The sequence below is a fragment of the Sorangium sp. So ce119 genome, assembly GCF_051524405.1.
Lineage (GTDB): Bacteria > Myxococcota_A > Polyangia > Polyangiales > Polyangiaceae > Sorangium > Sorangium cellulosum_G.
Genome location: NZ_CP150310.1, coordinates 10,542,015 through 10,567,074, shown reverse-complemented (window position 1 = coordinate 10,567,074; position 25,060 = coordinate 10,542,015). Strand labels below are relative to the sequence as shown.

The following is a 25,060-nucleotide window of genomic DNA, read 5'->3' as shown; positions in this document are numbered from 1 at the left end:
TTCGTGGAGGCTGCGCACAAGAATCGTCGCAGCAGCATTCGGACGTCTGGCCGCGCTGAACGCCGTTGACAGCGTCTCCTCATCAGCGACCATCGCCCGTCACGCTCAACCAGGAGGGAAGCCATGCCCCTGACACGCACCGTGAAGAACACGCCCAAACCCACGTCATCCAGGACCAGGCCATCCAGCAAGGCGCTCGCCCCGAAGCCCACGAAGCGCCCGGCCGCTCCGGCTCACGATCCCACCGGCGACGAGGCGCTCCTCGCGCTGGCCCCGACGTACGCGGCCGCCCCCGACATGCCCGTGAGCGTCGCGGAGCGCGAGCTCACCTCGCTTTCGCGCCTCGCGCACGCGCAGCAGGCGCGCCTCTCCAGGATCGGTATCACCGCCGACAAAGTGGATCTCCTCGCCCGCTTCGCGCGGCGCCTCGGCGCGCTCGAGAAAGCGTGGCAGAGGGCGCGCGGCGCCGTGAAGCTCACGGCCGCGCAGCGAAAGCTCCGCGACGAGGCCGAGGCGCTCGACGCGAAGCTCGTGGCCGGCGGCCGGTGGGGCTGCCGCAACGACGCCGCCGCCCAGGCAGAGCTCTCGCGCATCGCCGACGGCTCCGGCCTCGCGGACACCATCCAGGACCTGCGCGATCTCGTCGACTTCTGGTCCAATCACGAGAGCGCGCTCGGCGTGACCGACATCACCCGAAAGGATCTCGATCGGGCGATGGCGCTCGCCGAGGCGCTCGAGGACGCGGCCGCCAACGAGGGCTCGGACGCGAGCGCAGCGCACGCGCTGGAGCTCCGCAACCGCTGCTTCTGGGTCGCCGACGAGCTCGCCAAGGAGGTCCGCGAGGGCGGCCGTTATGCCTTCCGCGATCAGCCCAAGATCGCAACCAGGTTCGTATCGCGCCACCGGGCGACGCTGAACCGGCGGTCCCGCCTGAAATCCAAGAAAGCCAAGGCAGACGCGCTCCCGGAGCAGGCTGCGGTGATCTGAGAGCGCCTCCCGCGCGTCTCTATCGCTCCCGCGCCCATCTCTATCGCTCCCGCGCCCATCCCTATCGCTCCCGCGCCCATCCCTATCGCTCCCGCGCCCATCCCTATCGCTCCCGCGCCCATCCCTATCGCTCCCGCGCGCGTCCCTATCGCAGCCCCCAGCCCCTTCGCCTTCACGCCATGTCCACGCGCGCTGGCGGCGGTGCCCCGCTCGCGGCGTCGCTTCGCCGCGTGCTAGAAGGCCCCGTGCACTTCACCATCTGTCACGAGCTCGACGCGCCCCTCGACGCCGTCGAGCTCGCCGTGCTCTCGCCCGAGCTCGGGCCGCGGCTGGCCACCCGGGTCGCCTCGCTCGAGAGCGTCATGACCGTCGAGCACGCGCTCCGCAATGGCGAGCTCCTCCGCGTCCTGCGCTTCCAGGCGAGCGCGCCGCTGCCGATCTTCGCGAGCTACCCCGTCGCGAAGGACGCCATGTCCTGGGAAGAGCGCTCGACCTACCGGCTCTCCGATCACGCGGCCACGTGGCAGGTCAGCCCCAAGGAGCAGTGGCGCAGCTACTTCCGCTCCGCGGGCACCTACCGGCTCGAGCGCCTGCCCGAGGGCCGCACCCGCCGTCGCGTCCAGGGCGACATCGAGATCCGGCTGCGCCTGCTCGGCCCCCTCGTCGAGCGCCTCGCCCTCGCCGAGGTCCAGCGGACGTACGACGCCGAAGCAGATACGCTCCGGGAGCTCGTCAGCGCATGAACGACCTACTCCACCCCGCCCACGCCGCCCGCCGTGCCCCCTTCGCCCGCGCCGCCGCAGCCCTCCTCGGCCTGTGCGTGCTCGCCGGCGCGACCGCCGCGCGCGCCGCGCCGACCGACGGGCCCTCGCAGCCGATCCCCGACCCGGGCAAGGCCGTCGCCAGCAGCGACGACACCTCCGCGATCGCGGTGAACCCCGCGAACCTCTCCTTCCTCCCGGGCACCGAGCTCCGGTGGACCTGGGTCTCCACGGGCTCGGCCTCGCCGCTGCCCGCCCGCGGCCACTCGATCGCGCTCGGCGTGCCGCTCTGGTTCGTGTCGACCGGCCTGCGCTTCGACTTCCTCGACCCGCCCGACGCCGCGGCCGCGCCGCTCGACAGCCCGTCGCGCTGGATCCGCTGGGGCCTCGCGCTCGACACCGGCCCGGGCTTCGCCTTCGGGACGACCCTCGGCTGGGGCAGCTCCGACGCGCCGGCGCTCGACGGCTACTTCTCGCTCACCAGCGGCGTCACCCTCCGGCCCACCACCTGGCTCTCGCTCTCCGCCGTCGCCCGCGACTGGAACCGCCCCGAGAGCCGCCTGCGCCAGGCCCTCGAGCGCAGCTACGACTTCGGCGTCGCCGTGCGCCCCGTCGACGGCAGGCGCGCGCTCGAGATCGGCCTCGAGACCGCCTACGTCGAGGACAGCGACCCCGACGAGAGCGGCGCCTGGGTGCCGCGGGCGACGCTCGGCCTGCGCGTGCCCTACGTGGGCACGCTCCGGGGCGACCTCACGCTGCGCGACCTCGCGGCGGACGGGGGCCCCAAAATCGCCGCCATGGCCGGCCTCGACGTCAACGTCGACGAGCTGCAGCTCTCGGCCGGCGGCGTCTTCGGCGACGCCGTCACGAAGAACGGCACCGGCTACTACGTCGGCGCCGCGCTCCGCAGCTTCTCCGAGCCGGGCGTCCGCCTGCCGGCCCGCGTCGTCCGGGTCCGCCTCGACTCGACCCCGGGCGTCCGCAGGCACACGCGCTTCCTGCAGCAGCTCTGGCGCCTCGCCGAGGACCCGGAGGTCTCCGGCGTCGCGCTCGTGCTCCGCGCGGAGCCGGCCAGCTCGCTCGCCCACGCCGAGGAGGTCAGCGACGCGATCCGCAACCTGAAGCGCCACGGCAAGAAGGTCCTCTGCCACCTCGAGGACGCCGGCGGGCGCTCGCTCCACGTGTGCTCGCACGCCGACGCCATCGCCATGAACCCCGCGGGCGGCCTGCGCTTCTCCGGCATCTCGTCGAGCTACTTCTACTTCGGCGGGCTCCTGAAGAAGCTCGGCGTCCAGGCGGACATCGTCCGCATCGGCGCGCACAAGCTCGCCGCCGAGCAGTTCGCGCGCGAGAACAGCACCCAGGTCGGCAAAGACGACCACCAGGAGCTGCTCGATCAGTTCAGCGACGCCTTCGTCGGCGAGGTGAGCGCCGGGCGCCGCATCCCGGTGGACGAGCTCGAGCGGCGGCTCGCGCGCGGCCCGTTCCTCGCGCAGGAGGCGCGGCAGCTCGGCCTCGTCGACATGCTCGCCTACGACGACGAGATCGGCCGCGTCATCGACGAGGTGATGGGGCGCTCGTCGCGCGTCGTCGACGACGACCCGGGCGACGAGGCGCCGGAGCGCTGGGGCCACTCGCCCAAGATCGCCCTCGTCTACCTCGACGGCGACATGATCGACGGCGAGAGCCGGTCGATCCCGTTCGTCGGCGTCAAGCTCGCCGGCTCGTACACTGTCGCGGGCGCGCTGCGCCGCGCGCGCGAGGACCGCACCGTCCGCGCCGTCGTGCTCCGCGTCGAGACCGGCGGCGGCTCGACGCTCGCGGCGGACGTCATCCTCCGCGAGGCGATCCTCACCGCGCGCGTGAAGCCGCTCATCGTCTCGATGGGCTCGGCGGCGGCGAGCGGCGGCTACTATGCGTCCGTCGCCGGCGGCCCGATCTTCGCGAACCGCTCCACGGTCACCGGATCGATCGGCATCTTCTACGGCAAGGTCGACGTCACCGGCCTGCTCCAGAAGCTCGGCGTCAGCATCGAGACGTTCCGGACGACGCCCCGCGCCGACGCCGAGTCGCTCTACCGGCCGTTCACCGACGACGAGCGCGAGCAGCTCGGCGTCAAGGTGAAGCAGCTCTACGACCGCTTCATCGCCCGCGTCGTCGAGGGCCGGCACATGCGGCCCGAGCAGGTCGACGCCCTCGCGCGCGGCCGCGTGTGGACCGGCGCCCAGGCCCTGGAGCGCCGGCTCGTCGACCGCCTCGGCGGCCTCCGCGAGGCGCTCGCGGAGGCGCGCAGGCTGGGCCGGCTCCCCGACGACGCGCCCGTCCTCTCGCTCCCCGAGGAGGACACCTCGCTCCTCGGCTACGCCCTGAGCCTGGTCGGCTTCTCGGCGCAGGCGCAGGGGGAGCTCGCGAAGGCGACCATCCCGCCCGTGATGCTCGACGCCGCGCGCGCCCTCACGCCGTTCCTCGTGTTCGGCGCGGAGCGGCCGCTCGCGCGCAGCGAGTTCGCCGGCGAGATCTCGTTCGGCGTGCCCCTCACGGCCCGCGAGGACGAGCCCTCCGCGCCTTCCGCTCCCGCGCGCGGGGAGCGCTGAGCCCGTGCCCCCGACCGAGGCCGCGAAGCCGCCGCCCGACGCCCCCGCCGCGGCGGCGCCGCTCGACGCCCCCGCCGCGGCGGCGCCGCTCGACGCCCCCGCCGCGAAGCCGCCGCTGCTCGACGCCCGCGCCGCGCGCATCGCCGTGGACGACGTTGTCGCGATCGACGCGCTCACCGTGGCGTCGCGCGGCGACCGCGTGCTCTGCGCCGGTGACACCGGCGCGCTCTTCGCGGCGCTCTCGGGCGTCCCGTTCTCGGCCGTCCGCCGGCACCCGCCGGGCGCCGCGGCGGACGACGCCGCGGACGCGGCCCCCGGCGAGGCGCGCGTCGTCGCCGGGCGCCTCGCGGTCGCCGGCCGCGACGTCGCGCGCTCCGCGCACCGCGCCGCGAGCGGGGCGGCGCCGCTCGATCCGCCGCTGCCGCTCGCCTGGACCGTGGACGCGTACGTCGCCTGGGGCGCGCGGCTCGCGGGGGCCCCGCCGCGCGCGGCCGCCGACATGGCGCGCGCCGCGCTGGCCCGGGTGGGCCTCGCGGCCGCGGGCAAGCGCGCCCTCCAGACGCTCGCGCTGCCCGAGCGCCGCGCGCTCGTCCTCGCCCAGGCGATCGCGACCGCGCCCGCCGTGCTGATCGCCGAGGATCCGCTCGCCGGCCTCGACGACGGCGCCGCCGGCTTCGTCCTCGCCGCGCTCGCGGGCGCCACCGAGGGCCGCGGCGCGCTGCTCACGACGGCGCGCCTCGACGCCGAGGGCCCGCGGGGCGTCCTCGCCCGCGGCGCCACCGACGTGCTCCTGCTCACGGGCGGCGAGCTCGCCTTCTCGGGCACGCTCGCGGAGGTCGCCGCCGGCGGCCGCGCCTACGCCCTGACCGTGCGCAGCAACGCCGAGCTCCTCCGCGAGGAGCTCGGCGCCCGGGGCATCGCCCTGCGCGGCGGGCCGGCGCGCTTCACCGCCGCGCTGCCCGAGGGCGCGACCACCCGCGACATCGTCCTGGCCGCGACGCGCTGCCGCGCCGCGATCGTCGAGCTCATCCCCCTCTTCTGAGGGCCGCCGCGCCGCCTCCGCGCGCCGCCCCCGCGTCGCGCGCCGCTCCCGCGCCGCCCTCGCCACTGTTCGCCACCCGCCGGGCGCCGTAGTACCGTGCGCGCGATGTCATCCGAACCCGCCGCGAACAAGCCGTCCGCCGCTCAGGTCACCCCGGGCGGCCCGCCCTCCGGAGGCCGACTCGCCGTGCTCACCGCGTTCGCGGTGGGCGCCTCCTGGATCCCGGTGCCGGTGCTCCCCGATCGGATGCTGCTGCGCATCCGCGGCGCCATCGCGCAGGACACGGTCGCCCGCCACGGCCTCAGCCTCACCACCGACGCGCGCACCCTGCTCGCCCAGCCCGGCGCGGAGCAGACCCCGATCCGCAAGGCCGCGCACCTCGTCACGAAGGAGGTCCTCCGGCGGCTCAACCCGGCCCTGGCGCTCGCCGCCGCCGCGCGCGGCCTCGAGGTCTACGCCCTCGGCCACCTCCTGAACCGCTACATCACGCGCTTCCGCCGGAGCAGCGCCGTGCGCATCCACGCCGACGAGGCGCGCTGGATCCGCGACGCCGTCGACCGCGCCGTGCGGCGCTCGCTCTCCCCCTCGCTCCGCCCGGACGTCACCGTCCTGGCGAGCGGCGCCGAGGACCTGCGCGACGAGTTCACGCGCTGGATCGACGCCTTCCTGCTCGCGGGCGCCGCCGTCCCCGAGTACATCGAGCGCCGCCTCGACGCGGCGTTCGACGAGATCGCCGCCGCCGGCCTCCCCCATGATTGACCCCGAGGATCGCACCGCCACGAAGGACACGGACGACGGCCGCGACGCCGACGCCCCAGCCGACGGCGATCCGCAGAGCGCGCGCGCCGCGCTCAAGCGCTGCCGCCGGATCATCGTCAAGATCGGCTCGAAGAGCCTCTCCGGCGACGCCTGGGACCGGCTCGCCGCCGAGGTCGCCGCGCTCCGCGGCCGCTCCGGCCGGAGCCTCGTCATCGTGTCGAGCGGCGCCATCGCCCTCGGCGTGGCGAAGCTCGGGCTCAAGGCGCGCCCGAAGGACATGGCGTGGCTCCAGGCCGCGGCCGCGGCCGGCCAGAGCGTGCTGATGCAGCGCTACGAGGAGGCCTTCGGCAAGGTCGGCCTGCTCGTCGCGCAGGTGCTCCTCACGCACGCCGACCTCGCCGACCGCACCCGCACCAACAACGCGAGGAACGCCCTCGCCGCGCTGCTCGAGGCCGGCGCCATCCCGATCATCAACGAGAACGACGCCGTGGCGGTCGAGGAGATCAAGTTCGGCGACAACGACCAGCTCGCGGCGATGGTGACCCCGCTCTGCGAGGCCGACCTCTTGATCCTCCTCTCGGACGTCGAGGGCCTGCTCGACGGCGACGGGCGCCGCGTGCCGTTCGTGCGCAGCGTCGCCCGCGAGGCGCGGCACCTCGCCGGCGGGTCGACGTCCGGCGTCGGCACCGGCGGCATGGCCAGCAAGGTGGAGGCCGCGCGCCGGGCCACGCTCGCGGGCTCGCACGTCGTCATCGGCGCCGCGCGCGAGCCGGGCATCATCACGCGCATCGTCTCGGGCGAGGACGTCGGCACCCTCTTCGCGGCCGTCCCGCAGCGGCTCAGCGCGCGCAAGCACTGGATCGCGTACACGCTCCGCCCGCGCGGCGCGATCCTCGTCGACCGCGGCGCCGCCGAGGCGATCGGCTCGAAGAACCGCAGCATCCTCGCGGTCGGCGTCCTCGGCGTGCGCGGCACCTTCCTCCCCGGCGACGCCGTGGCCGTCTTCGACCCCGACGGCGCCGAGATCGCGCGCGGCCTCGCGCGCATGTCCGCCGGCGACGCGGCGCGCATCGCGCGGAAGAAGCGCGACGACGACGCCGGCGACGACGTCGTCGTCCACCGCGACGACCTCGTTGTGCTCCCGAGCGAGTAGCCCCCCGCCTGCGCGCGCCCTGGTGACCTCGCCCCCGGCCTCCCTGTAGGTGCGCCGACCACCCGTTTGCGCGCCTGCTCGACGATCGCGGGAACCTCCGCGCCGACCGGCTGTCGTTCCCTCCTGTCGGCTCTGACAGCTTCCGGGAGGACGGGTGATGCGCTTCGGGTTGTTCGTCGCCAACGGCTTGGTGCTCGCTGGGGTCGCGTGGACTGTCGGGCTCGGACCGAGCGTGAAGGCCTCGCGGCTGCTGCCGCCGCCCGCCGCGGCCGGGCTCGGCGAGCTCGCGGAGCTCGAGGCCCGCTACGCCGAGCGCCGGACGCCGGAGAGCGTCAACGCGCTCGCCGTGGCCTACCTGGAGCGCGATCAGCCCGGGCTCGCGTCCTCCGCCCTCGACGCCGCGCCCCGCGAGGTGCGCGCGCTCCCGGAGTCAGCGCACCTCGCCGCGCGCGCGCTGCTCCGCCGCGGCCGCGTCCGCGACGCGCTCGCCGCGGCCGAGCAGGCCTCGGCGGCCTGCGCGACCGGCGCCTGCCCCGCGTGGCTCGAGGCGAAGTCCGCGCGCCAGCGCGCCTTCCTCGAGCAGCTCGTCGCCGCCGGCGTCGAGGATCCGCAGGTCGAGCCGGCGGCCGCGCGCGCCGCCTACGAGCGCAGCGCGGGCGAGGTGCGCGTCGTCGCGATGCGCTGAGCGGAGACGATGGATGCGGTGAGCGGAGACGATGGATGCGGTGAGCGGAGACGATGGATGCGGCGGAATCGTGCGGGGAACGCGGGGCACGCGCGGCACATGAAGCGTTCTGCCCTGGGCCAATCTATCTGGTCCGGCTGGACAGGGTGGCAGTCCGCCGGGAGCCCTCTGTGACGCCCTCTGTGACGACGGAGCGGCGCGACCTCGAGGCCTCGGCGGGCGTGACGATCGTCGAGGTCATATCCAAGCTTGGAAAACCTGTCGTTGTCGAATGACGGTCACCGCCTTCTATCGTAGCCTTGGGACTTGCTCGGCGCGTCCGCACCGGGGGCGCTGTCCGATAGAACAACCGGTTGCGCTTGGGAGGGTCTCCCTCAGGTGGAACAGCCGCAAGCTCGCACGCGGGGCGTCCTGGCGACCGCATTGAGAGGGTTTTACCGATGCGGCGCCGCGGCGGTGACCGCGCTCGCGCTCGCCGCCGCCGCCGCGGGCTGCACGCCGCCGATCACGAACGCGGGGCTGGCGATCCCCGCGGCGAAGCCGGGCCAGGACGAGCGCGCGGTCCAGTTCCGGCCGCCGTTCGAGCTGGCGACGAACGAGGACGCCATCGTCCGGATCGTCACCGACGTGACGTGCACGGGGACGCTCATCACCGAGGACCTGGTGCTCACAGCGCACCACTGCGTCGCGGCGCGCGACGAGAGCGGCAGGACGCTGCGCCGCGATCAGGAGCCCGAGGCGATCACGATCGAGCTCGGGGGCGACCACCTGCCCTGGGGCGACGCCACGGTGCGCGCGGTGGTGTCGCCGGACTGCGGGTACACCTCGGGCGAGGGCGACATCGCGATCCTCGTGCTGTCGCGCCGGCTGATCGGGATCCCGACCCTCATGCCGCGCCTCGAGGCCGAGCCGGAGTCGAAGGAGACGGTGACGCCGTACGGCTTCGGCCGCTGCGCGCTCTCGCGCGATCCGGTCCACCTCGTGCCGCGCCCGGGCGGCGCCATCGACAGGCTGAGCCCGGGGCACTTCGTCGCGACCGCCTCGATCTGCCCGGGCGACTCGGGGGGCCCGGCGCGCAGCGACCGGGGAGGCGACGTCGTCGGCGTGATCTCGTCGAGCGTGATGGACGGCGACGAGCACACGACCGGCACCTCGTACTTCACCCGCCTCGACATCTGGCCCGAGCTCTTCTCCGCGGCCCGCGAGATCGCGGCCGGCGCGAGCCCGAGCGAGCTGCCGCCGTACCGGAGCTGCCTGCAGTGACGGCGCCGCGGCGTCCGCGCGCCGCCCTTCCCCGCCGCCCCCGGCCGCCGCTGCGCTAGGCTGCGGGGTCGCATGCGGAAGCTGCTCAACGGCCTGCTCTGGATCCTCGGAACCCTGCTGGTGCTCGGCGTCGTGCTCCGCGCGCTGGTCCTCGACGTCTGGACGGTGCCGGACGACCCGATGCTCGGCGCCTCGATCGCGCCGAGCCTCGCCGCGGGCGACACGGTCGTCGTGCTGACGCGCGGCACGCCCGGCTTCGGCGAGCTGGTCCGGTGCCCGGACCCCGAGACCCCCGGCGGCCACATCGTCGGCCGCATCGCGGGCGTGCCGGGCGACACGGTCGAGGTCGATCACGGCAGCCTGGTCGTGAACGGGCACCGCTACGACGCCGAGGTCGCGTGCACCGAGCCCAAGCTGAGCATCACCGACCCGGCCACGGGCAACGAGGTCCAGCTCTCGTGCGACATGGTGATGATGGGCTCGGGCCTCCACCTCCGGGCGACCGGGCGCAAGCCCCCGCTCGAGCGCCGCCACCGCGTCGAGGTGCGGCCCGATACGGTCTTTTTGCTGAGCGACAACCGGAGCTACCACGACGACTCGCGCGATTTCGGCCTGCAGCCGCGCGCCGCGTGCAACCAGCGGATCGTGTTCCGCCTCTGGGGCGCCGGGGGCTGGGCCGACGACCAGCGCCGCTTCACCTTCGTGCGCTGATCGCTTGACCCCTCCGCTCTTCGACGTCTAGAACCGTGGTTCTCTCCACCCGGGTCGGGAATCCAGCGCGAGTTTCGGGCCGGGTCCTCCGTCCGGGCTAGCCCATCGGTCGGAGGTCCGCCGCGGCGGCCTTCCACTGGCGCGGGTCGGGGACCCGCGATCCCGCGGGCCCCCAATGCACCGAGGCGACGTTTGCACACCGAGCAGCACGAGATTGGCATCGTCTGTGGCCAGTGCGATCTGTGGAGCCCGATGGGCACCGCGCGTTGCCCTGAGTGCGCGAACGACCTGGCCCTGTTCACGCCGCGCCGGGCGAGCTCTCCGGCGACGCCGGCGCGGCGCTCCCCGACGCCCGCGGCCGGCAGCAGCGCGGGCACCAGGGCGGAGGCTCGGCTCGACCCGACGAGCTCGCGCGGCCCGGCGCGAAGCCCCAAGACCACCTCGTCCACGAGCGAATTTGCCGAACTCTCCCAGGAGGAGCTGATGGAGCAAGCCCGTAACTACGTCTGCCGTTCCTGCTCGAGCGGTGTCCCCTCGGGCCACAAGTTCTGCGGAAGGTGCGGGACCGCCGTCCCGCCCGAGATCCTGAGCGCGCAGACGCTGTTCTTCGGGGACATGCAGAACCCGGCGAAGGCGAAGCTGATCCTCATCCGCGGCGAGGGCATGGACGGCCTCTCCTTCCACCTGAAGGCCGAGCAGCACATCGTCGGCCGCAACGGGCAGCTCGTCTTCCCGGACGATCCGTTCGTCTCGCCGAAGCACGCGAACTTCTTCTACCGCGACGGCAAGCTGGTGGTGCGCGACGAGGGCTCGCTGAACGGCGTCTACATCCGCGTGCGCGGCACGATCGACATCACGCCGGGCGACACCTTCCTCGCCGGCGAGCAGCTCTTCCGGCTCGATCCGACGCCGCGCGCCTCCGACGGCCAGGATCCGGACGGCACCTTCTTCTACTCCTCGCCCAAGCACCCGAGCCCGTTCCGCCTGACGCAGGTGCTCCAGGGCGGCGCGGTCGGCATGACGGTGTGCGCGCGCGGCAGCTCGCTGCAGATCGGGCGCGAGGGCGGCGACCTGAACTTCCCCGTCGACCTGTACATGTCGGGCTCGCACTGCCGCCTCGAGGAGCACAACGGCAAGTTCACGCTCACCGATCTCAACAGCCGCAACGGCACCTACGTGCGCATCAAGAGCGAGCGCGAGCTCGCCCACGGCGACTACCTCTTCATCGGCCGCAAGCTCCTGCGCGTCGAGCTCAACACCAACTGACCCCCCGCTTCCGAGCGGGGCTCACCCGCACAGGAGACGGGTCCAGATCGGCGTTTTCGGCGCGCAGGCGCACTCCTGTGCGCTGAGCACCGAAGACGTCGAGGTGGGCCCGTCTCCGAAGCGGGTGAGCCCCGCTCAGCGTTTGCGGCCGGCGCGCCCGCCGAGGCGGCTGATCGCGTCGCCTGCGGCCCAGGCGACGCGGGCGGCGGCGTTGAGGGAGCGGACCACCGCCTCGGGCACCTGCGAGATCATCCGCTCGAGATCGACGGGGCCGTCGATCGACGGCAGGAGCTGCTCCATGAGCTCGGCGAACAGGTCGTACTTGCGCGACAGGTCGTCGAGCCGCGCGCGCATCGCGTCGGCCTCGGGGCCCTGCGCGTCGCCGAGCAGCGAGAGCGCGCGCCGCGCGAGCGTGCGCTTGTCCTGCACCACGCGGCGCAGGCGGCCGAGGTAGGCGCCGACGATGACGTCGGGGTACTTGCCGCGCAGCGCGAACGAGTCGTGCCGCGCGCCCGACTCCCGCCGGCGCTCGATGATCCCGGCCGCCTCGAGCCCGCGCAGGTTCGCGAAGATGTTGCTCTTGGAGCGGCCGAGCTCCTGGCTGAGCTCATCCATCGAGCGCGGCACGTCCGCCAGGTAGAGGGCCGCGACGACCTGCCCGCCCAGCCGGGTGATCCCGGGGAACGAGGCGGCGATCTCGGCGCCCACCCCCTCGAGCAGCGCCTGCCGCGCGGCCGCGACGCGCTCGTCCGAGGAGCGGCCGTCGCCCCCTTCTCCCGCTCCGGGCGGCTGCGGCGGCTGCGCTGTCGGCGACGTCGGCCTGCGGGCGGTCATGATGGGTGACTCACATAACGATCTTTCGCGAGAGCGCCAAGCAGCGAGCGCGCCGCGCGCGCCCCGCCCCGGGCGTCCCCGCGTCGGCGTCCGCTCAGGAGTCGTCGGTGCAGAGGCCGGCGAAGCCGCCGCGCGGCTGCCCCTTGAAGATGTCGACAGGGCACCCGCCCCAGCGCGAGACCATCTCACCCACGTCGATCGCCAGGCTGCTCGACCAGTCCCGCGCCCCGTCGAAGCGGGCCCGGATGATCCCGTTCGGGTCGATGATCCACGTCTCCGGGTAGAGCTGCGTGCCGTACTTGTCCAGCACGACCTTGGACTCGGGGTCGAAGAGGACCGGGAACGGCGGATCCCCGTTCAAGGCCACCTTGAGCGCGTCCCGCACGTCGTCGGGCCCCTCGTCGGTCGAGATCGTGAGGACGACGAAGTCCTTCCGCGACTGGGCGATCCGGCCGAGCTCCGCGAGCGCCGGCATCTCCTGCAGGCACGGAGCGCAGGTCTTCGTCCAGAAGTTCAAGAACACCGTCTTGCCCCGGAACGACGAGAGCCGGACCGGCTTGCCGTTCATGTCCGGCAGCTCGAAGTCCGGCGCGAGCCGGTTGCGGCCGGCGTAGGCGGGGCGCAGGGCGCACATGGCCTTGCAGGCCGTGGAGCGCTGATCGTTCTGCGCCGCGTGCACGAAGCCGTAGACGGCGACGGCCGCGACGAGGATGAAGAGGATCTGTGCGGTCGTCGTCCACTTCACGGGGATGGCCATAGCCTAGCGCGGCGCCGGACGAAAGCGGGCGGAAGCGCCCTGACGCCGTGCGGGGTCGTTTCAGGCGGCGTCATTCCGGGCTGGAGAGCAGCCGCTCGAGCCGCTGCTCGTCGACGCGGTACTTCATGATCTTCCGCCCCTCCAGCTCGACGACGGGGACCTCCCAGTCGTACAGCGCCCGCTTCTCCGGGGCCGCCTCGCGGTCCAGGTCGACGACGGCGAGCTCGAACGGGAGCCGCGCGCGGACGCGCTCGAGCGCGGCGTGGGCGTCCTCGCAGAGGTGGCAGCGCTCGCGCGTGAAGAGGGTCAGCTTCTTCATCGGATTCGCCTCGGATCCTCGCGGGCCGCTACCCCGCTCACCCGGCCGCGAGGAGCGGCAGGCCCTGGCGGCGCGGCGGCTCCGGCCGCGTGATCTTCTCGAACGCGCGCTCGTAGTCGCGGAACGAGCCGCCCGCGTGCACGGCCTGCAGCACCGCGCGGCCCTCGGCCTCGCCCCCGGCGGCGAGCACCGCCTCGACCCACGCCCAGCGCGCGCTCGTGGCCCGCACGTCGGCGCGGCCGCGCAGCCCGCGGCGGAGCCGGTCGAGGCGCTTGTTCACGACGTCGATGCCCGCGAAGCGCGCGCCGTGCAGCGGCGTGTTGCGCTTCGGGCAAAACGGCGCGATCCCGAGCGCGACCGGCACGATGCGGGAGAGCTCCGCGACGAACGACACGCACTCGTCGACGTCCTCGTCCGTCTCGCCGGGGACGCCGACCATGAGGTACAGCTTGAGCCGGTTCATGCCGTGCTGCCGCGCCAGCTCGGCCGCCCGCTGGAGGTGGCGGGGCCGCGCGCGCCGCTCGAGCGTCTCGCGGACGCGCTCGCTCGTGCCGTCCATCGCCGTCGTGAGCGTCTTGTAGCCCGCGAGCCGCAGCGCGCCGACGAACTCGTCGGTCAGCCGGTCCGGCCGGAGGCTGCTCAGCCCGACCTCGCACCCCCGCTCGGCGAGCGTGCGGACCACCTCGACGATCTTCGGGTGGTCGCTGACCGCGGCGCCGACCAGGCCGACGCGCCGCGCGTCCTCGGGGACGAGCTCGAGGAGGCGCTCCTTCGGGACGATGCGCATGCCGCCGTTGGTCGAGCGGCGCATCACGCAGTAGGTGCACCCGCGCGAGCAGCCCCGCTCCGCCTCGATGAGGAACATGTTCGAGAGCTCGGTCTCCTCGGCGCGGATCGGCGACCACGCGGGCAGGAGCGCGCTGTCGCACTGGGCGACCGGGGGCATCTCGGCGCCGTGGCGCGCGGGCACGAAGACGTGGGGGACGCGCGCCAGCTCGTCGAGCGCGGCCTCGCGCGAGGGGGCGTCCCGCAGCAGGCGCAGCACCTCGACCGCCAGCGTGTCGGCCTCGCCCATGAGGATCGCGTCGGCGAACACCGCGAGCGGCAGCGGGTTGGAGAACGTGAGCGGACCGCCCGCGAGGACGAACGGGTGGCGGCCGTCGCGCTCCTCCCGGAGGGCGGGCAGCCCCGCGAGCTCGAGCAGGCGGACGACGCCGGCGAGCTCGAGCTCGTAGGCCACGGAGAGCGCGATGACCGGAAAGTCGGAGAGGGGGCGGAGCCCCTCGTACGTGACCGGAGCGCCCTCGGCGCCCTGACCCTCGTCGTCCGGCAGGAAGGCGCGCTCGCACGCCATCCCGGGCTCGGCCTGGATCATCTTGTAGATCTGGAGGAAGCCGAGCGAGCTCATGCCAGCTCGGTACGGGGACGGGTAAGACAGCGCGACGCGGAAGGGCGCCTGCTTGTCGATACGACCGATCTCGCTCGCGAGCCGGCGGCGGATCGTGGTCGTCATCGCGCTACGAGACATCGACGGAGCGTCCCTCAGGGGACGTCCAGGCGCAAGGACGCGGGGCGGACGGGCGGCCGTCCGGAGCGCGGGTTTCTGCCGGTTCCTTCCGCCTCACCGCCGCCGGCTCACCTCCCCGGGCCGGAGGTCCCGCCCGCCGCGCCGGGCCGGTCGGGGGCCGGGCTCGGCGGCTGGCCGGGGCGGGACCAGAGGACGCGCTCGCCGTCGGTCTCCCAGATCAGGGCGCCGCCGCGGTCCATGCGCGCGATCGCGACGCCGCGGGCCGAGAGCCGGGAGAGGACCTCGGGGCTCGGGTGCCCGAAGCGGTTGCGGACGCCGCAGGACACGGCGGCGACCGAGGGGTCGACGGCCGCCAGGAGCGCCGCGCCGGTCGACGTCCTGCTGCCGTGATGGCCGACCTTGAGCAGGTCGGCGCGGAGCGCGGCGCCGTACCGCGCGACGAGCGCGTCCTCGGCCTCGTGCTCCGCGTCGCCCACGAGCAGCGCGGAGCGCGCCCCGTAGGAGATGCGCAGGACGAACGAGTTGTCGTTGGCGCCCCGGTCCGGGTGGAGCTCGGGGCACGGCGCGAGCACCTCGATCGTCGCCCCCGAGAGCACCCGCGGCCTGCCGCACAGCGCGCCGGGCCGCACGACGGGCACGCCGCGCCGGCGCAGGTCCGACAGCAACCTCGCGTAGACCGGGCCGGCGCCCTCGGCCTCGCCCTGGCCGGTGTCCCAGAGCTCGCCGACCTCGACGCCCGCGACGACGGCGGGGAGGCCGCCGAAGTGATCGGGGTGCGGGTGCGAGAGGACGACAGCGTCGAGGCGCGCACGGCGGCGCGCTCGCAAGAGCGGCCGGATCACGCGCGCCCCCGGATCGACAGGGCTGCCCACGAAGCCGCCGGCGTCCACGAGCATCGCCCCGCCCTCGGGGAGGTCGATCAGGATCGCGTCGCCCTGCCCCACGTCGAGGACGCTGACGCGCAGCGCGCCGCGGGGCGCCCCGGCGCGCACGGCGACCCCCTCGAGCAGCAGCCACGCGGCGGCGCCGGCGGCGAGCGCCGCGAGGCGCCGGGCGCGGCGCTCCGCGGCCCACGCGAGCGCGATCGCGGCGGCGAGCGCGGCGAGCTGGACGGGCGACGGCTCCGGCAGGCGCAGCACCACGCCGGTGTCCGCCGAGGCGCGGGCGACGGCGCGCACGGCGAGCAGCGCGCCGGAGCCGACGAGCGCGCACCCGCGCTCGACGGGCGGCCACCACGAGAGCACCGCGTGCGCGAGGCAGAACGGGAGCGCCGCCAGCTCGCCGATCGGCGCGGCGACCACGTTCGCGGCCACGCCGAGCAGCGGGAACGTCTCGCTGTTCAGGAGCAGCAGCGGCGCGCACCCGAACATGGCGGCGAGCGTCGTCGCGAGCGGCGCGAGGAGCTTGCGCGCGAGCGCGCGCGGCGACGAGGCGGGCAGCGCGCCGTCCGCGGGGTCCGCGGGGTTGCCGGGGTCGCCGCCGTCCGCGCGGTCGTCGGCGCCGCCGGGCGAGCGCTCGCGGGGGACGAGCAGCGCGGCGAGCGGCCGCTGCAGCCAGAGCAGCCCGGCGGTCGCGGCGGCCGAGAGGCCGAACGAGAGATCGCACGCGACCAGCGGATCGACGGCCGCGGCGCCCGCGAGCGACAGGGCGAAGTTGCGGACGCCGACCGATCGGAGGCCGAGGAGCCGGGCGCCCATCGCGCAGGTGAGCATCGCGGCGGCGCGCATCGCCGAGCCGCCGCCGCCGGCGAAGTCGGCGTAGAGCCACGCGGCCGGCACGCACAGGGCCGCGGTGATGCGGCCCGCGTCCCACCGCGCCGCGATCGGGTCGACGCGGACGAGGATCGCCCGGAGCGCCGCCGCGAAGCCCGCCACCGCGAGGATGAGGTGCGTCCCCGAGACCGCGAGCAGGTGCGCGAGGCCGCTCTCGCGGAACGCGTCCTGGTCCTCGGGCGCGAGGTCGGTCTCGCCGAGCACGAGCGCGCGCCCGAGCGCGGCCGCCTCGGGGTGGAACGTGGCCTCGATGCGGCCGCGCACGAAGGCCCGCGCGCGATCGACGGCCGCGCCGATCGAGCGACCCTCCGAGATCCGCCGCGCGTCGACGATCGTGCCGCTCGCGACGATCCCGCTCCGCGCGACCGCGGCGGTCGCGTCCCGGAGGCCCTCGTTCCGGAACAGGTGGATCGGCGCGAGGTCGACGAGCACCTCGAGCCGGTCGCCCCGCGCGAGCTCGCGCGGCGCTCCGTGAAGGCGCGCCCGGAGCGGGTGCGCCAGCGCTCGCCCGCCGCAGGTGCCGCCGGCGATCTCCACGTCGATGCGCGCGTCCGGCGCCTCGCCGTCCGCTCGCTGCGCCGCCTCGTCTGCCGCATGCGCCGCCTCGTCGGCCCCGTGCGCCGCCTCGCCTGCCGCGTGCGCCGCCTCGCCTGCCGCGTGCGCGACCCCGTCCGTTCGCCGTGTCGCCCCGTCCGCTCGCTGCGTCGCTCCGATCACGACCGGCGAGCCGACGACGGCGCACGTCACCTCGCAGCGCGCCGGCGGCTGCAGCAGCGCGGCGGCGCCTTCATGAAGGCCGCCCGCGTCGTCGAGCAGCGCGCGGGCGCGGAGCCCGCCGACGACGAGCGCCACCGCGGCGGCGGCGAGCGCGACGGGGCCGGCCCTGCGGCGGAGCGCCGCCGCGGCGAGCGCCGCCGCGAGCGCGGTGGGCAGCGGAGAGAGGGCGAGCGGCGCGCCCGCGGCGAGCGCGAGCCCGAAGAGCAGGACGGGATCGATCACGGCCGCGTCGCCCCGCAACACCCGGGCCGCGCACGTTTCCACGGCTTTTCGTCACGGCGCCGGTCGCCCTGGCCCTGGCGCCGCCATGGCGGAGCTGGGTAACGTCCGTTACGCGAGTACCCTGCAAGAGCTCTCGGGCAGTCAATTTATGTGGTGCATGCAACGAGCCGAGTCGTTCATCGCGCGCAGCGCGCGTGCATGACCGCACATTCCCCTCTAGACTCTTTCGCTCGATGCGACGCCTCGGAGCTCGTCGCACCTACATTGCAGTACTTGGAGGCTCTCGATGTCGTATTGCTCGCCCAGAGTCATCTTGATTCTTGCCCTGGGACTCACTGCAACAGCGTGCAGCTCGGCCCTGGAGCCGCCTGATGAGACCGGTGAGACGCGAGATGCCATCCAGGACGGTTACCTGGACAACGGCGACAAGGCCGTCGTGGGCATCTACAACGCCGAGATCGGCGCCATCTGCACGGGGAGCCTGATCGCGCCGAACGTGGTGCTGACAGCCCGGCATTGCGTGTCGGACATGGCCAATGAGACGGACGGCCAGATCACCTGCCGTTCCACGAAGTTCACGGACACGCACCTCGCCCGGAAGATCTTCGCCACGACCGACGCGGAGATCGGCGAGTCCTCGTATTTCTACCGCGGCAGCGAGATCGTCCTGCTCCCCGGCGACGACGCCGACAGCTTCTGCGGCAACGACCAGGCGATCCTGATCCTCGACGAGCTGATCCCGGAGAGCGACGCCGCGCCGCTCGTGCCGCGCGTCGACGTGCCCCTGAAGCAGGGCGAGGAGTACTACGCGGTCGGCTTCGGCGCGACGAACGACAGGAGCACCGGCGCGGGCCTGCGGCGGCGCCGCGACAACCTCTTCATCGATTGCGTGGCCGACGGCTGCCCGGCGTCCGTGGTGAAGTCCACGGAGTGGGTCGGGGACACCGGCATCTGCGAGGGGGACTCGGGCGGGCCCAGCCTCGATCTGATGCACCGCGTGATCGGCGTGACCTCGCGCGGCGCCGAGGGCTGCGAGTACCCGATCTACGGCTATGTGTACGGCTGGGCGGAATGGATTAAGGAGACGACCGTGCGCGCCGCGAGCCTTGGAGGGTACGAGCCGCCCGGCTGGGCGACCGGCTTCCCCACCGACCCCGTCTACTCGGCCGAGGTCGGCGGCGCCTGCGAGCAGGCGGAGCAGTGCGCGACGAACGCCTGCCTCGACGGCTACTGCACCCGCCCCTGCACCGAGCTGGCGACCTGCCCGAACGGGTACGGGTGCGACGCAGCGCTCGGCTTCTGCGCGAAGCTCCCCGAGCCGCCCCCGTCCGAGGACGGCGGCGATGGCGAGGAGGACGTCGTCAAGGACGGGGACGCCGAGGCGTCGAGCGGCTCCTGCAGCATCAGCAACCCGCGGCCGGATCCGACGAAGCCCGTCCCCTGGCTGCTCGGCGCGGCGGGCCTCGGCGCCGTCGCGGGCCTGCGGCGTCGGCGGCGCGACCGGGACCGGCTTGGCTGAAGATCGTCGCGCCTCCACGCCGCGCGTCGCGCCGGACGCAAAAGCGCCGGGCGCCGCGCTCGAGCCTTTCGCCCTCGGCCGCGCGCTCCCGAGGCGGGCCGCGCTCACGGCGCTCGCCGCGGTCGCGCTCGCGGCGTGCGGGCGCCGCGCCCCGGCCGCCGCCGGCGGGGCGCGCGTCGTCTCGCTGTCGCCGAGCACCACGGAGGCGGTCTGCGCGATCGGGGCCGGCGCGGCGCTCGTCGGCCGCTCCCGCCACTGCGACCACCCGCCCGAGGTGCTCCGCCTGCCCAGCGTCGGCGGCTACGCCGACCCGAGCATCGAGGCGATCGTCGCGCTCTCGCCGACCCTCGTCGCCGGCGCCCGCGGGCCCGCCGGGCCGGCGCTCGAGGAGGCGCTGCGCGGCCAGGGGATCGCGACCTTCTTCCCCGAGACCGAGTCGCTCGCGCAGATCGAGGACATGCTCGCGGAGCTCGGGCGGCGGCTCGACGCGGCCCCCGGCGCGGAGCAGGCGATCGGCCGGATCCGCGCGCGCCGCGCCGCGGTCGAGCAGGCCGTGAAGGGCGCGCCGCGCGTCCGGGTCGCCCTGCTGTTCGACACCTCGCCCATCTTCGCCGCGGGCCCCGGCAGCTTCGCCGACGAGCTCATCCGGCTCGCCGGCGGCGAGAACGCGATCGCCCGCGGCGGCCCCTACCCGTCGATCAGCGTCGAGCACCTGCTCGCGCTCGACCCCGACGTGCTGCTCGACGGCACGGCCGGCGACGCCGAGGCGCAGGAGGGCTCCGCGAGGCTGGCGCAGCTCAGGGACGCGCCCGGCTGGCGCTCGCTGCGCGCGGTGCGCGAGGGGCGCCTGCGCCCGCTCCGCACCGACGTCGCGCTGCGCCCCGGGCCGCGCATCGGCGACGGGCTCGCCGCCGTCGCGCGGGCGCTCCACGGCGACGCGCTGGCGCTCTCCGACGCGGCGGCCGTTCCCCTCTCCCCCGGCGGCGGCGCGGGCCTCGTGCGCCCGGCCTCGAGGGCGCCGTGACCCGCGTGCGCGCGGACGCGCTGCTCGTCGCCCGCGAGCTCGTCGGCTCGCGGACCGAGGCGCAGGCGCTGATCATGGCCGGCAAGGTCACCTCCGGGCCCCGCCGCATCGACAAGCCGGGGACGCTGCTCCCGGAGGACGCGGAGCTCCACGTCGCCGCGGGCCCCCGGTTCGTCTCGCGGGGCGGCGACAAGCTCGAGCACGCGCTCGCGGCCTTCGAGGCGCACGGCCTCGACGTGGCGGGGAAGACGTGCGTCGACGTGGGCGCCTCGACCGGCGGCTTCACCGACTGCCTGCTCCAGCGCGGCGCGGCGCGGGTCTTCGCGGTCGACGTCGGCTACGGCCAGCTCGCCAGCAAGCTCCGCGCCGATCCGCGCGTCGTGGTCCGCGACCGGGTCAACGCCCGCGAGCTCCAGCGGGAGGACTTCGACGCCCCCATCGACCTCGTCGTCGTCGACGCGTCGTTCATCAGCATCGCGCGGCTGATCGACGCGATCGCCCGCCTGCTCCGCCCGTCGGGCGACCTCGTCGCGCTGGTCAAGCCGCAGTTCGAGGCGGGCCGCGAGGCCGCCGCCCGCGGCCGCGGCGTCATCCGGGACGAGTCGACCCGCCTCGCGGCGATCGCCGAGGCCCGCCAGGCCATCGAGGCCGCGGGCTTCTCGGTCGTCGGTGAGGTCGACAGCGCCGTGCGCGGCCCGAAGGGGAACGTCGAGCACTTCGTCCACGCGCGGCGCGCCGGCTAGCGCTCCCTCCGCGCCGCGCGGATCACGGCGGGCTCGGCCGGCGGAATCCGTGGAGAATCGCACACTTAAGGCCACCTTCGCGGAGCGCGCCGCGGCCCGACAATGCTGACGTGCCGCGTGGACAATGGTAGACGCGACGAGTACACGCGCTCTCGGCCATGGGTTGAGCGCGCGGCCATGGCCACCGGGGCGGGCGACCCACGCGGCGCGGCCCGGCGACAGGGAGGACGACGACATGCTCGGACGACGGGGTTTGGTGAGGATGATCGCCGGGGCGCTCGCGCTGAGCGCGATGGCGCTCGGCTGCGGCAAGAAGAGCGAGGGCTCGGGCGGCGACCCGGCGAAGCACGCGAAGGACGACCCCGAGTGGAAGGTCGGCGCCTACTTCAGCCTGTCGGGCGAGGAGACGGCGTTCGGCGTCGACTCCAAGGAGGGTATCGACCTCGCCATCGACGAGATCAACAAGGCCGGCGGGGTCAAGGGCAAGCCGATCAACGTCCTCTACGAGGACAACAAGTCGAAGCCGGAGGAGGCGACCAACAAGGTCCTCCAGCTCATCGATCGGGACCACGTGCTCGCGCTCCTCGGCGAGGTCGCCTCGTCCCGGTCGCGCGCCGGCGGCATCGTCGCCAACAAGAAGAAGGTGCCGATGATCTCGCCGTCGTCCACGAACCCGGACGTCACGAAGGTCGGCCCGTTCGTGTTCCGCGCCTGCTTCACGGACGACGTGCAGGGCCAGATGGGCGCGCAGTTCATCGTGAGCACGCTGGGCAAGAAGAAGGTCGGGCTCTTCTTCGCCTCCGACGACCTCTACTCGTCCGGCCTCGCCAACGAGTTCCGCGCCGAGGTGAAGCGCCTTGGCGGCGAGATCGTCATGGAGAAGAGCTTCCTCAAGAAGGAGACCAACTTCACGACGTACATCAACGAGCTCAAGTCGGCGAACCCCGAGATGATCTACGCGCCGATCTATTACACGAACATGGCCCCGATCGCGCGGCAGGCCAAGGCCGCGGGCGTGCCGGGCAGCATGTTCGTCGGCAGCGACGGGTGGGACGCGAACGAGCTCCTGCGCGACGCCGCCGAGGAGCTCGACGGCGCTTACTTCACGAACCACTACGCGCCCGACGTCCCCTGGCCCAACTCGCAGGCATTCGTGAAGAAGTACCAGGAGAGGTACAAGCGCACGCCGTCGAGCATCGCCGCCCAGGGCTACGACGCGGCCAGGCTGCTCGCCGACGCGATGGGCCGCGCCAAGGAGATGACGCCGGACGCGATCCGGCAGGCGATCCAGGAGACCAAGGGCTTCCAGGGCGCGACGGGGGTCATCACCATCGATGAGAACCGCAACGCCGACAAGCCGGTGGTGATCGTCCGGATCAAGGACAAGCAGTTTACCTACTACGCGACGGTCAACGAGAAGGCCGCGAAGCAGTAGTGGTCGTGCCCGCGCGCGCGGTCCACACCGCGCCCGCGGCGAAGGGGTCTCCATGGAGAAGGTCGTGAATGCCCTGATCACGGGGCTCGCCCAGGGGTCGATGATCGCCCTCGTCGCCCTCGGCTACACGATGGTTTACGGCATCCTCAAGCTCATCAACTTCGCTCATAGCGAGGTGTTCATGATGGGCGCGTTCGCCGGGCTCTTCGGGATAACGGCGTTCGGCGCCCAGGACGCGCCGCTCGTCGCGGGCGTGGGCGGCACCCTCTGCGCGATGGCCTTCGCGGGCGTCCTCGGGGTGCTCGTCGAGAGGGTGGCTTACGCGCCGCTGCGCTCCCGGGGCCGGGGCCTCGCGAACACCCGGATCACGCCGCTCGTGACGGCGCTCGGGATGAGCGTGCTCCTCCAGAACCTGGCGCAGCTCCTCTTCACCGCCCGCTACCGCGGGTATCCGCAGCTCCTGCCGATCGAGCACACGCGCAAGGTGATCTTCGTCTCGTCGATCCTGGTGATGATCGGGCTGGAGCTCCTGGTGCGGCGCACCTGGACGGGCAAGGCGATGCGCGCGCTCAGCGTGAACATCGAGGCCGCGCGGCTGATGGGCATCCGCACGGGCCGCATCATCGCGCTCACCTTCCTCACGGGCTCGATGCTCGCGGCGGTGGGCGCGGTGCTCTACTGCCTCGACCAGTCGCAGGTGTACCCCACGATGGGCGTGGTGATCGGCAACCGCGCCTTCGTGGCGGCGGTCATCGGCGGCATCGGCAACATCACGGGCGCGATGCTCGGCGGCATGCTGATCGGGATCATCGGCGAGATGACGAAGCTGACGCCGTACTCCGGCCTGCAGGACGTCCTCGTGTTCGCGGTGCTGATCGGGGTGCTCCTCGTCAAGCCGACGGGCCTGCTCGGCACGACGGGGACCGAGAAGGTGTAGCCCCGGCCGAACGTCGGCTGACGCGCCGGCCGACGCGCCGGCCGACGCGCCGGCGGCTCCTGCGGTATGCTCGGCGCATGCGACGCCTCGCTCTCGTCGTGCCGCTCTCGCTCCTGGCGGCGTGCGCCGCGACGCCCCCGGCCAACTGGGCTCGCGGCGGCGCGCTGCTCGACATCCCCCGCGCCCGCTGGGTCTACGCCGACGTGGCGATCGACGTCATGCCGGACGGCAAGGTCCTCGTGAACGGCGACCACCAGCTCAACGTGGATCGCGGCGGGCGGGTGTTCGGCCTGGAGGCCGAGCCCGTGGCGCTGCTCGAGCAGGACGGCCGGGTCACCGGCCCGAACGACGACGCGCTGGGCACGATCGGCGTGCTGCACGCCTCGCTGCCGGGCGAGGCGAACGCCTGGCTCACGGTCGCCCAGAGCGGCGCGGTGATCCGCTACGCCGACGACGGCGAGCGCCAGCCGTTCGGCGTCTGGATGGGGTGCGACGTGACGCCGCGCGCGCACCAGGCGTGCACGCTGCTCACGCACGTGCTCGGGATGCGCTTCCGGAAGCTGGAGCGGCAGTCCACGACGGAGCCGGTCCGGCTGGGGTTCGGGAGCGGCTTCGGCTTCGGCATGGGCGCGCCGTTTCCGTAGTATCGGGATCGGCGGTGACGACGGGTCATCGGGCTTCGCGCCCCGTGGAGCAGCGCCGCTTGCGCTCCGAAAAGGTACCACCCGGCGCCGAGCCGAGAGAACACGCCCGCAAGCGCCCCGAGGAGCTCAACGAACGGCGAACGCACGTGACGCTCGTTCAAGCAGGCGCTTCAACTCGATATGATGCGCCAGATCCTCGGCGCGCTCCCGCTCCGTCGGGAAATCCGGGCGCACGCGTCGCGCGTGGTCGTACAGCGCATGGCCGGCCTGGAGCGTCGCCCGGAAGCCCTGCTCGCGGTATGTGCGACCCCAGTGGTCGAGCTTGCGCTGCTCAACCTCTGCTCGACTCCGCTCGGCGAACGCTCGGATGTGCGCGGGATCCATCCAGAGCCCAGTATACCCCGAACGCCTGGCCGAGGCCCCATCGTCGCCCCTGGGTCCACACGTGCGCCATCGGCGACCGTCCCGGGCGCCCGGCGCCGGTCGATTGACGCACGGCCGGCGCCTAATTCAGCAGCCACCCGAACAGCATGCGCTTCGTCGTGTCGCGGGCGACCTGCGCGAGCGAGTCGACGAGGGGGATCTCCTTCGGGCACACCTCGACGCAGTTCTGCGACTTGCCGCAATCGGTGATACCCCCCTCGCCCATCACCGACTCGAGGCGCTCGTTCTCGTGCATCGCCCCGGAAGGGTGCATGTTGTAGAGCCGCACCAGGTTGATCGCGAAGGCGCCGACGAACTTCGTCCCGTCGTTGTACTGCGGGCACGCCTCGACGCAGCAGCCGCACGTCATGCAGCGGGAGAGCGGGTATCGCTCCTCCTGACGCTCCGGCGACTCGCGCGGACCGGGGCCGAGCTCGTGCGTGCCGTCGATGTCGATCCACGCGCGCACGCGCTTCATGTCCTCGAACATCCGGCTCCGGTCGACGAGCAGGTCGCGCACCAGCGGGAACTTGGACATCGGCTCCAGCGTGATCACCTCGCCCTTCGGCGCGATCTGGTCGATGAGCGCCGAGCAGGCCTGACGGACCCGGCCGTTGATCACCATCGTGCACGAGCCGCACACCTCCTCCAGACAGACCGCCTCCCAGACGACCGGAGCCACCTCCTTGCCGTCCGCGGTCCGCGGCTCCTTCTGGATCTGCTGGAGCGCGCTGATCACGTTCATCTGCGGCAGGTAGGGGACCTTGAACTCCTCCCAGCGCCGCGACTCCGGTCGATCCGCGGTGTCCTGCCGCCGCACGCGCAGGTGCACCAGCCGGCCCTCGCCCCGCGCCTGCGCCGGCGCCGCCGCCCCGTTCGCCTTGTCTTCGCTCGCCTTGGCCATG

General features: G+C 73.9%; 23 protein-coding genes. 16 read left to right on the top strand and 7 right to left on the bottom strand.

What is annotated here, in order from left to right; genetic code table 11:
* Positions 1-123: 123 nt before the first annotated feature.
* The 10 genes from WME76_RS40060 to WME76_RS40015 all read left to right on the top strand — a co-directional run bounded on the left by WME76_RS40060 (position 124) and on the right by WME76_RS40015 (position 11,221).
* Positions 124-987, top strand: coding sequence for a hypothetical protein (locus tag WME76_RS40060; RefSeq protein ID WP_437957416.1), 864 nt, complete (start codon positions 124-126; stop codon positions 985-987).
* A gap of 245 nt (positions 988-1,232) precedes the next feature.
* A complete protein-coding gene (locus tag WME76_RS40055) occupies positions 1,233-1,730 on the top strand; it encodes a DUF2505 domain-containing protein (protein ID WP_437957415.1) in 498 nt (165 codons plus the stop codon).
* Positions 1,727-4,342: a signal peptide peptidase SppA gene (gene sppA / locus WME76_RS40050; RefSeq protein ID WP_437957414.1), complete on the top strand. Its 2,616-nt coding sequence runs from the start codon at positions 1,727-1,729 to the stop codon at positions 4,340-4,342. Before WME76_RS40055 ends, sppA begins: the two co-directional genes overlap by 4 nt.
* 4 nt (positions 4,343-4,346) lie before the next feature.
* A complete protein-coding gene (locus WME76_RS40045) occupies positions 4,347-5,384 on the top strand; it encodes an ABC transporter ATP-binding protein (RefSeq protein WP_437957413.1) in 1,038 nt (345 codons plus the stop codon).
* A gap of 105 nt (positions 5,385-5,489) precedes the next feature.
* Entirely contained in the window at positions 5,490-6,143 is a 654-nt protein-coding gene (locus tag WME76_RS40040) for a hypothetical protein (protein ID WP_437957412.1), read from the top strand.
* Positions 6,136-7,296, top strand: a complete 1,161-nt coding sequence (gene proB, locus WME76_RS40035; protein ID WP_437957411.1) for a glutamate 5-kinase — start codon at positions 6,136-6,138, stop codon at positions 7,294-7,296. Before WME76_RS40040 ends, proB begins: the two co-directional genes overlap by 8 nt.
* A 157-nt stretch (positions 7,297-7,453) precedes the next feature.
* A complete protein-coding gene (locus tag WME76_RS40030) occupies positions 7,454-7,981 on the top strand; it encodes a hypothetical protein (RefSeq protein WP_437957410.1) in 528 nt (175 codons plus the stop codon).
* 456 nt (positions 7,982-8,437) lie between these two features.
* Entirely contained in the window at positions 8,438-9,244 is an 807-nt protein-coding gene (locus WME76_RS40025) for a trypsin-like serine peptidase (protein WP_437957409.1), read from the top strand.
* A gap of 72 nt (positions 9,245-9,316) precedes the next feature.
* Positions 9,317-9,955 carry a signal peptidase I gene (lepB, locus tag WME76_RS40020; RefSeq protein WP_437957408.1) on the top strand — a complete coding sequence of 213 codons (639 nt, stop codon included), beginning with the start codon at positions 9,317-9,319 and terminating at the stop codon, positions 9,953-9,955.
* A gap of 483 nt (positions 9,956-10,438) precedes the next feature.
* Positions 10,439-11,221, top strand: coding sequence for an FHA domain-containing protein (locus tag WME76_RS40015; RefSeq protein ID WP_155798338.1), 783 nt, complete (start codon positions 10,439-10,441; stop codon positions 11,219-11,221).
* A 135-nt stretch (positions 11,222-11,356) separates the two neighbouring features.
* Here WME76_RS40015 and WME76_RS40010 read toward each other — a convergent pair whose 3' ends face one another.
* The 5 genes from WME76_RS40010 to WME76_RS39990 all read right to left on the bottom strand — a co-directional run bounded on the left by WME76_RS40010 (position 11,357) and on the right by WME76_RS39990 (position 17,472).
* Positions 11,357-12,055 (bottom strand): GbsR/MarR family transcriptional regulator, encoded by a 699-nt coding sequence (locus WME76_RS40010; protein ID WP_437957407.1) that lies wholly within the window; start codon positions 12,053-12,055, stop codon positions 11,357-11,359.
* Between the two features lie 94 nt (positions 12,056-12,149).
* Positions 12,150-12,800 (bottom strand): TlpA family protein disulfide reductase, encoded by a 651-nt coding sequence (locus tag WME76_RS40005; RefSeq protein WP_233561965.1) that lies wholly within the window; start codon positions 12,798-12,800, stop codon positions 12,150-12,152.
* A gap of 82 nt (positions 12,801-12,882) precedes the next feature.
* Complete coding sequence (locus WME76_RS40000) at positions 12,883-13,131, bottom strand: glutaredoxin family protein (RefSeq protein WP_437957406.1); 249 nt, start codon at positions 13,129-13,131, stop codon at positions 12,883-12,885.
* A 37-nt stretch (positions 13,132-13,168) separates the two neighbouring features.
* The gene (locus WME76_RS39995) at positions 13,169-14,659 is read right to left on the bottom strand and encodes a B12-binding domain-containing radical SAM protein (protein ID WP_437957405.1); all 1,491 of its coding nucleotides are present in this window, start codon (positions 14,657-14,659) and stop codon (positions 13,169-13,171) included.
* Positions 14,660-14,766: 107 nt separating this feature from the next.
* Positions 14,767-17,472 carry a DNA internalization-related competence protein ComEC/Rec2 gene (locus WME76_RS39990; RefSeq protein ID WP_437957404.1) on the bottom strand — a complete coding sequence of 902 codons (2,706 nt, stop codon included), beginning with the start codon at positions 17,470-17,472 and terminating at the stop codon, positions 14,767-14,769.
* A 271-nt stretch (positions 17,473-17,743) separates the two neighbouring features.
* Here WME76_RS39990 and WME76_RS39985 point away from each other — a divergent pair, with 271 nt between their 5' ends.
* The 6 genes from WME76_RS39985 to WME76_RS39960 all read left to right on the top strand — a co-directional run bounded on the left by WME76_RS39985 (position 17,744) and on the right by WME76_RS39960 (position 23,732).
* Complete coding sequence (locus WME76_RS39985) at positions 17,744-18,949, top strand: trypsin-like serine peptidase (protein WP_437957403.1); 1,206 nt, start codon at positions 17,744-17,746, stop codon at positions 18,947-18,949.
* Positions 18,942-19,973, top strand: coding sequence for an ABC transporter substrate-binding protein (locus WME76_RS39980; protein ID WP_437957402.1), 1,032 nt, complete (start codon positions 18,942-18,944; stop codon positions 19,971-19,973). The genes WME76_RS39985 and WME76_RS39980 overlap by 8 nt, the downstream gene beginning before the upstream one ends.
* A complete protein-coding gene (locus WME76_RS39975) occupies positions 19,970-20,716 on the top strand; it encodes a TlyA family RNA methyltransferase (RefSeq protein ID WP_437957401.1) in 747 nt (248 codons plus the stop codon). Before WME76_RS39980 ends, WME76_RS39975 begins: the two co-directional genes overlap by 4 nt.
* Positions 20,717-20,951: 235 nt before the next feature.
* On the top strand, positions 20,952-22,151 hold the full coding sequence (locus tag WME76_RS39970) for an ABC transporter substrate-binding protein (RefSeq protein WP_437957400.1): 1,200 nt from the start codon (positions 20,952-20,954) through the stop codon (positions 22,149-22,151).
* 52 nt (positions 22,152-22,203) lie between these two features.
* Positions 22,204-23,088: a branched-chain amino acid ABC transporter permease gene (locus tag WME76_RS39965; RefSeq protein ID WP_437957399.1), complete on the top strand. Its 885-nt coding sequence runs from the start codon at positions 22,204-22,206 to the stop codon at positions 23,086-23,088.
* Positions 23,089-23,165: 77 nt separating this feature from the next.
* Entirely contained in the window at positions 23,166-23,732 is a 567-nt protein-coding gene (locus WME76_RS39960) for a hypothetical protein (RefSeq protein WP_437957398.1), read from the top strand.
* 126 nt (positions 23,733-23,858) lie between these two features.
* Here the strand turns inward: WME76_RS39960 and WME76_RS39955 are convergent, their stop codons facing one another.
* Both WME76_RS39955 and sdhB read right to left on the bottom strand, forming a co-directional pair.
* Positions 23,859-24,116: a hypothetical protein gene (locus WME76_RS39955; RefSeq protein WP_437957397.1), complete on the bottom strand. Its 258-nt coding sequence runs from the start codon at positions 24,114-24,116 to the stop codon at positions 23,859-23,861.
* Positions 24,117-24,237: 121 nt separating this feature from the next.
* Positions 24,238-25,059 carry a succinate dehydrogenase iron-sulfur subunit gene (gene sdhB, locus WME76_RS39950; protein ID WP_437957396.1) on the bottom strand — a complete coding sequence of 274 codons (822 nt, stop codon included), beginning with the start codon at positions 25,057-25,059 and terminating at the stop codon, positions 24,238-24,240.
* Position 25,060 lies beyond the last annotated feature (1 nt).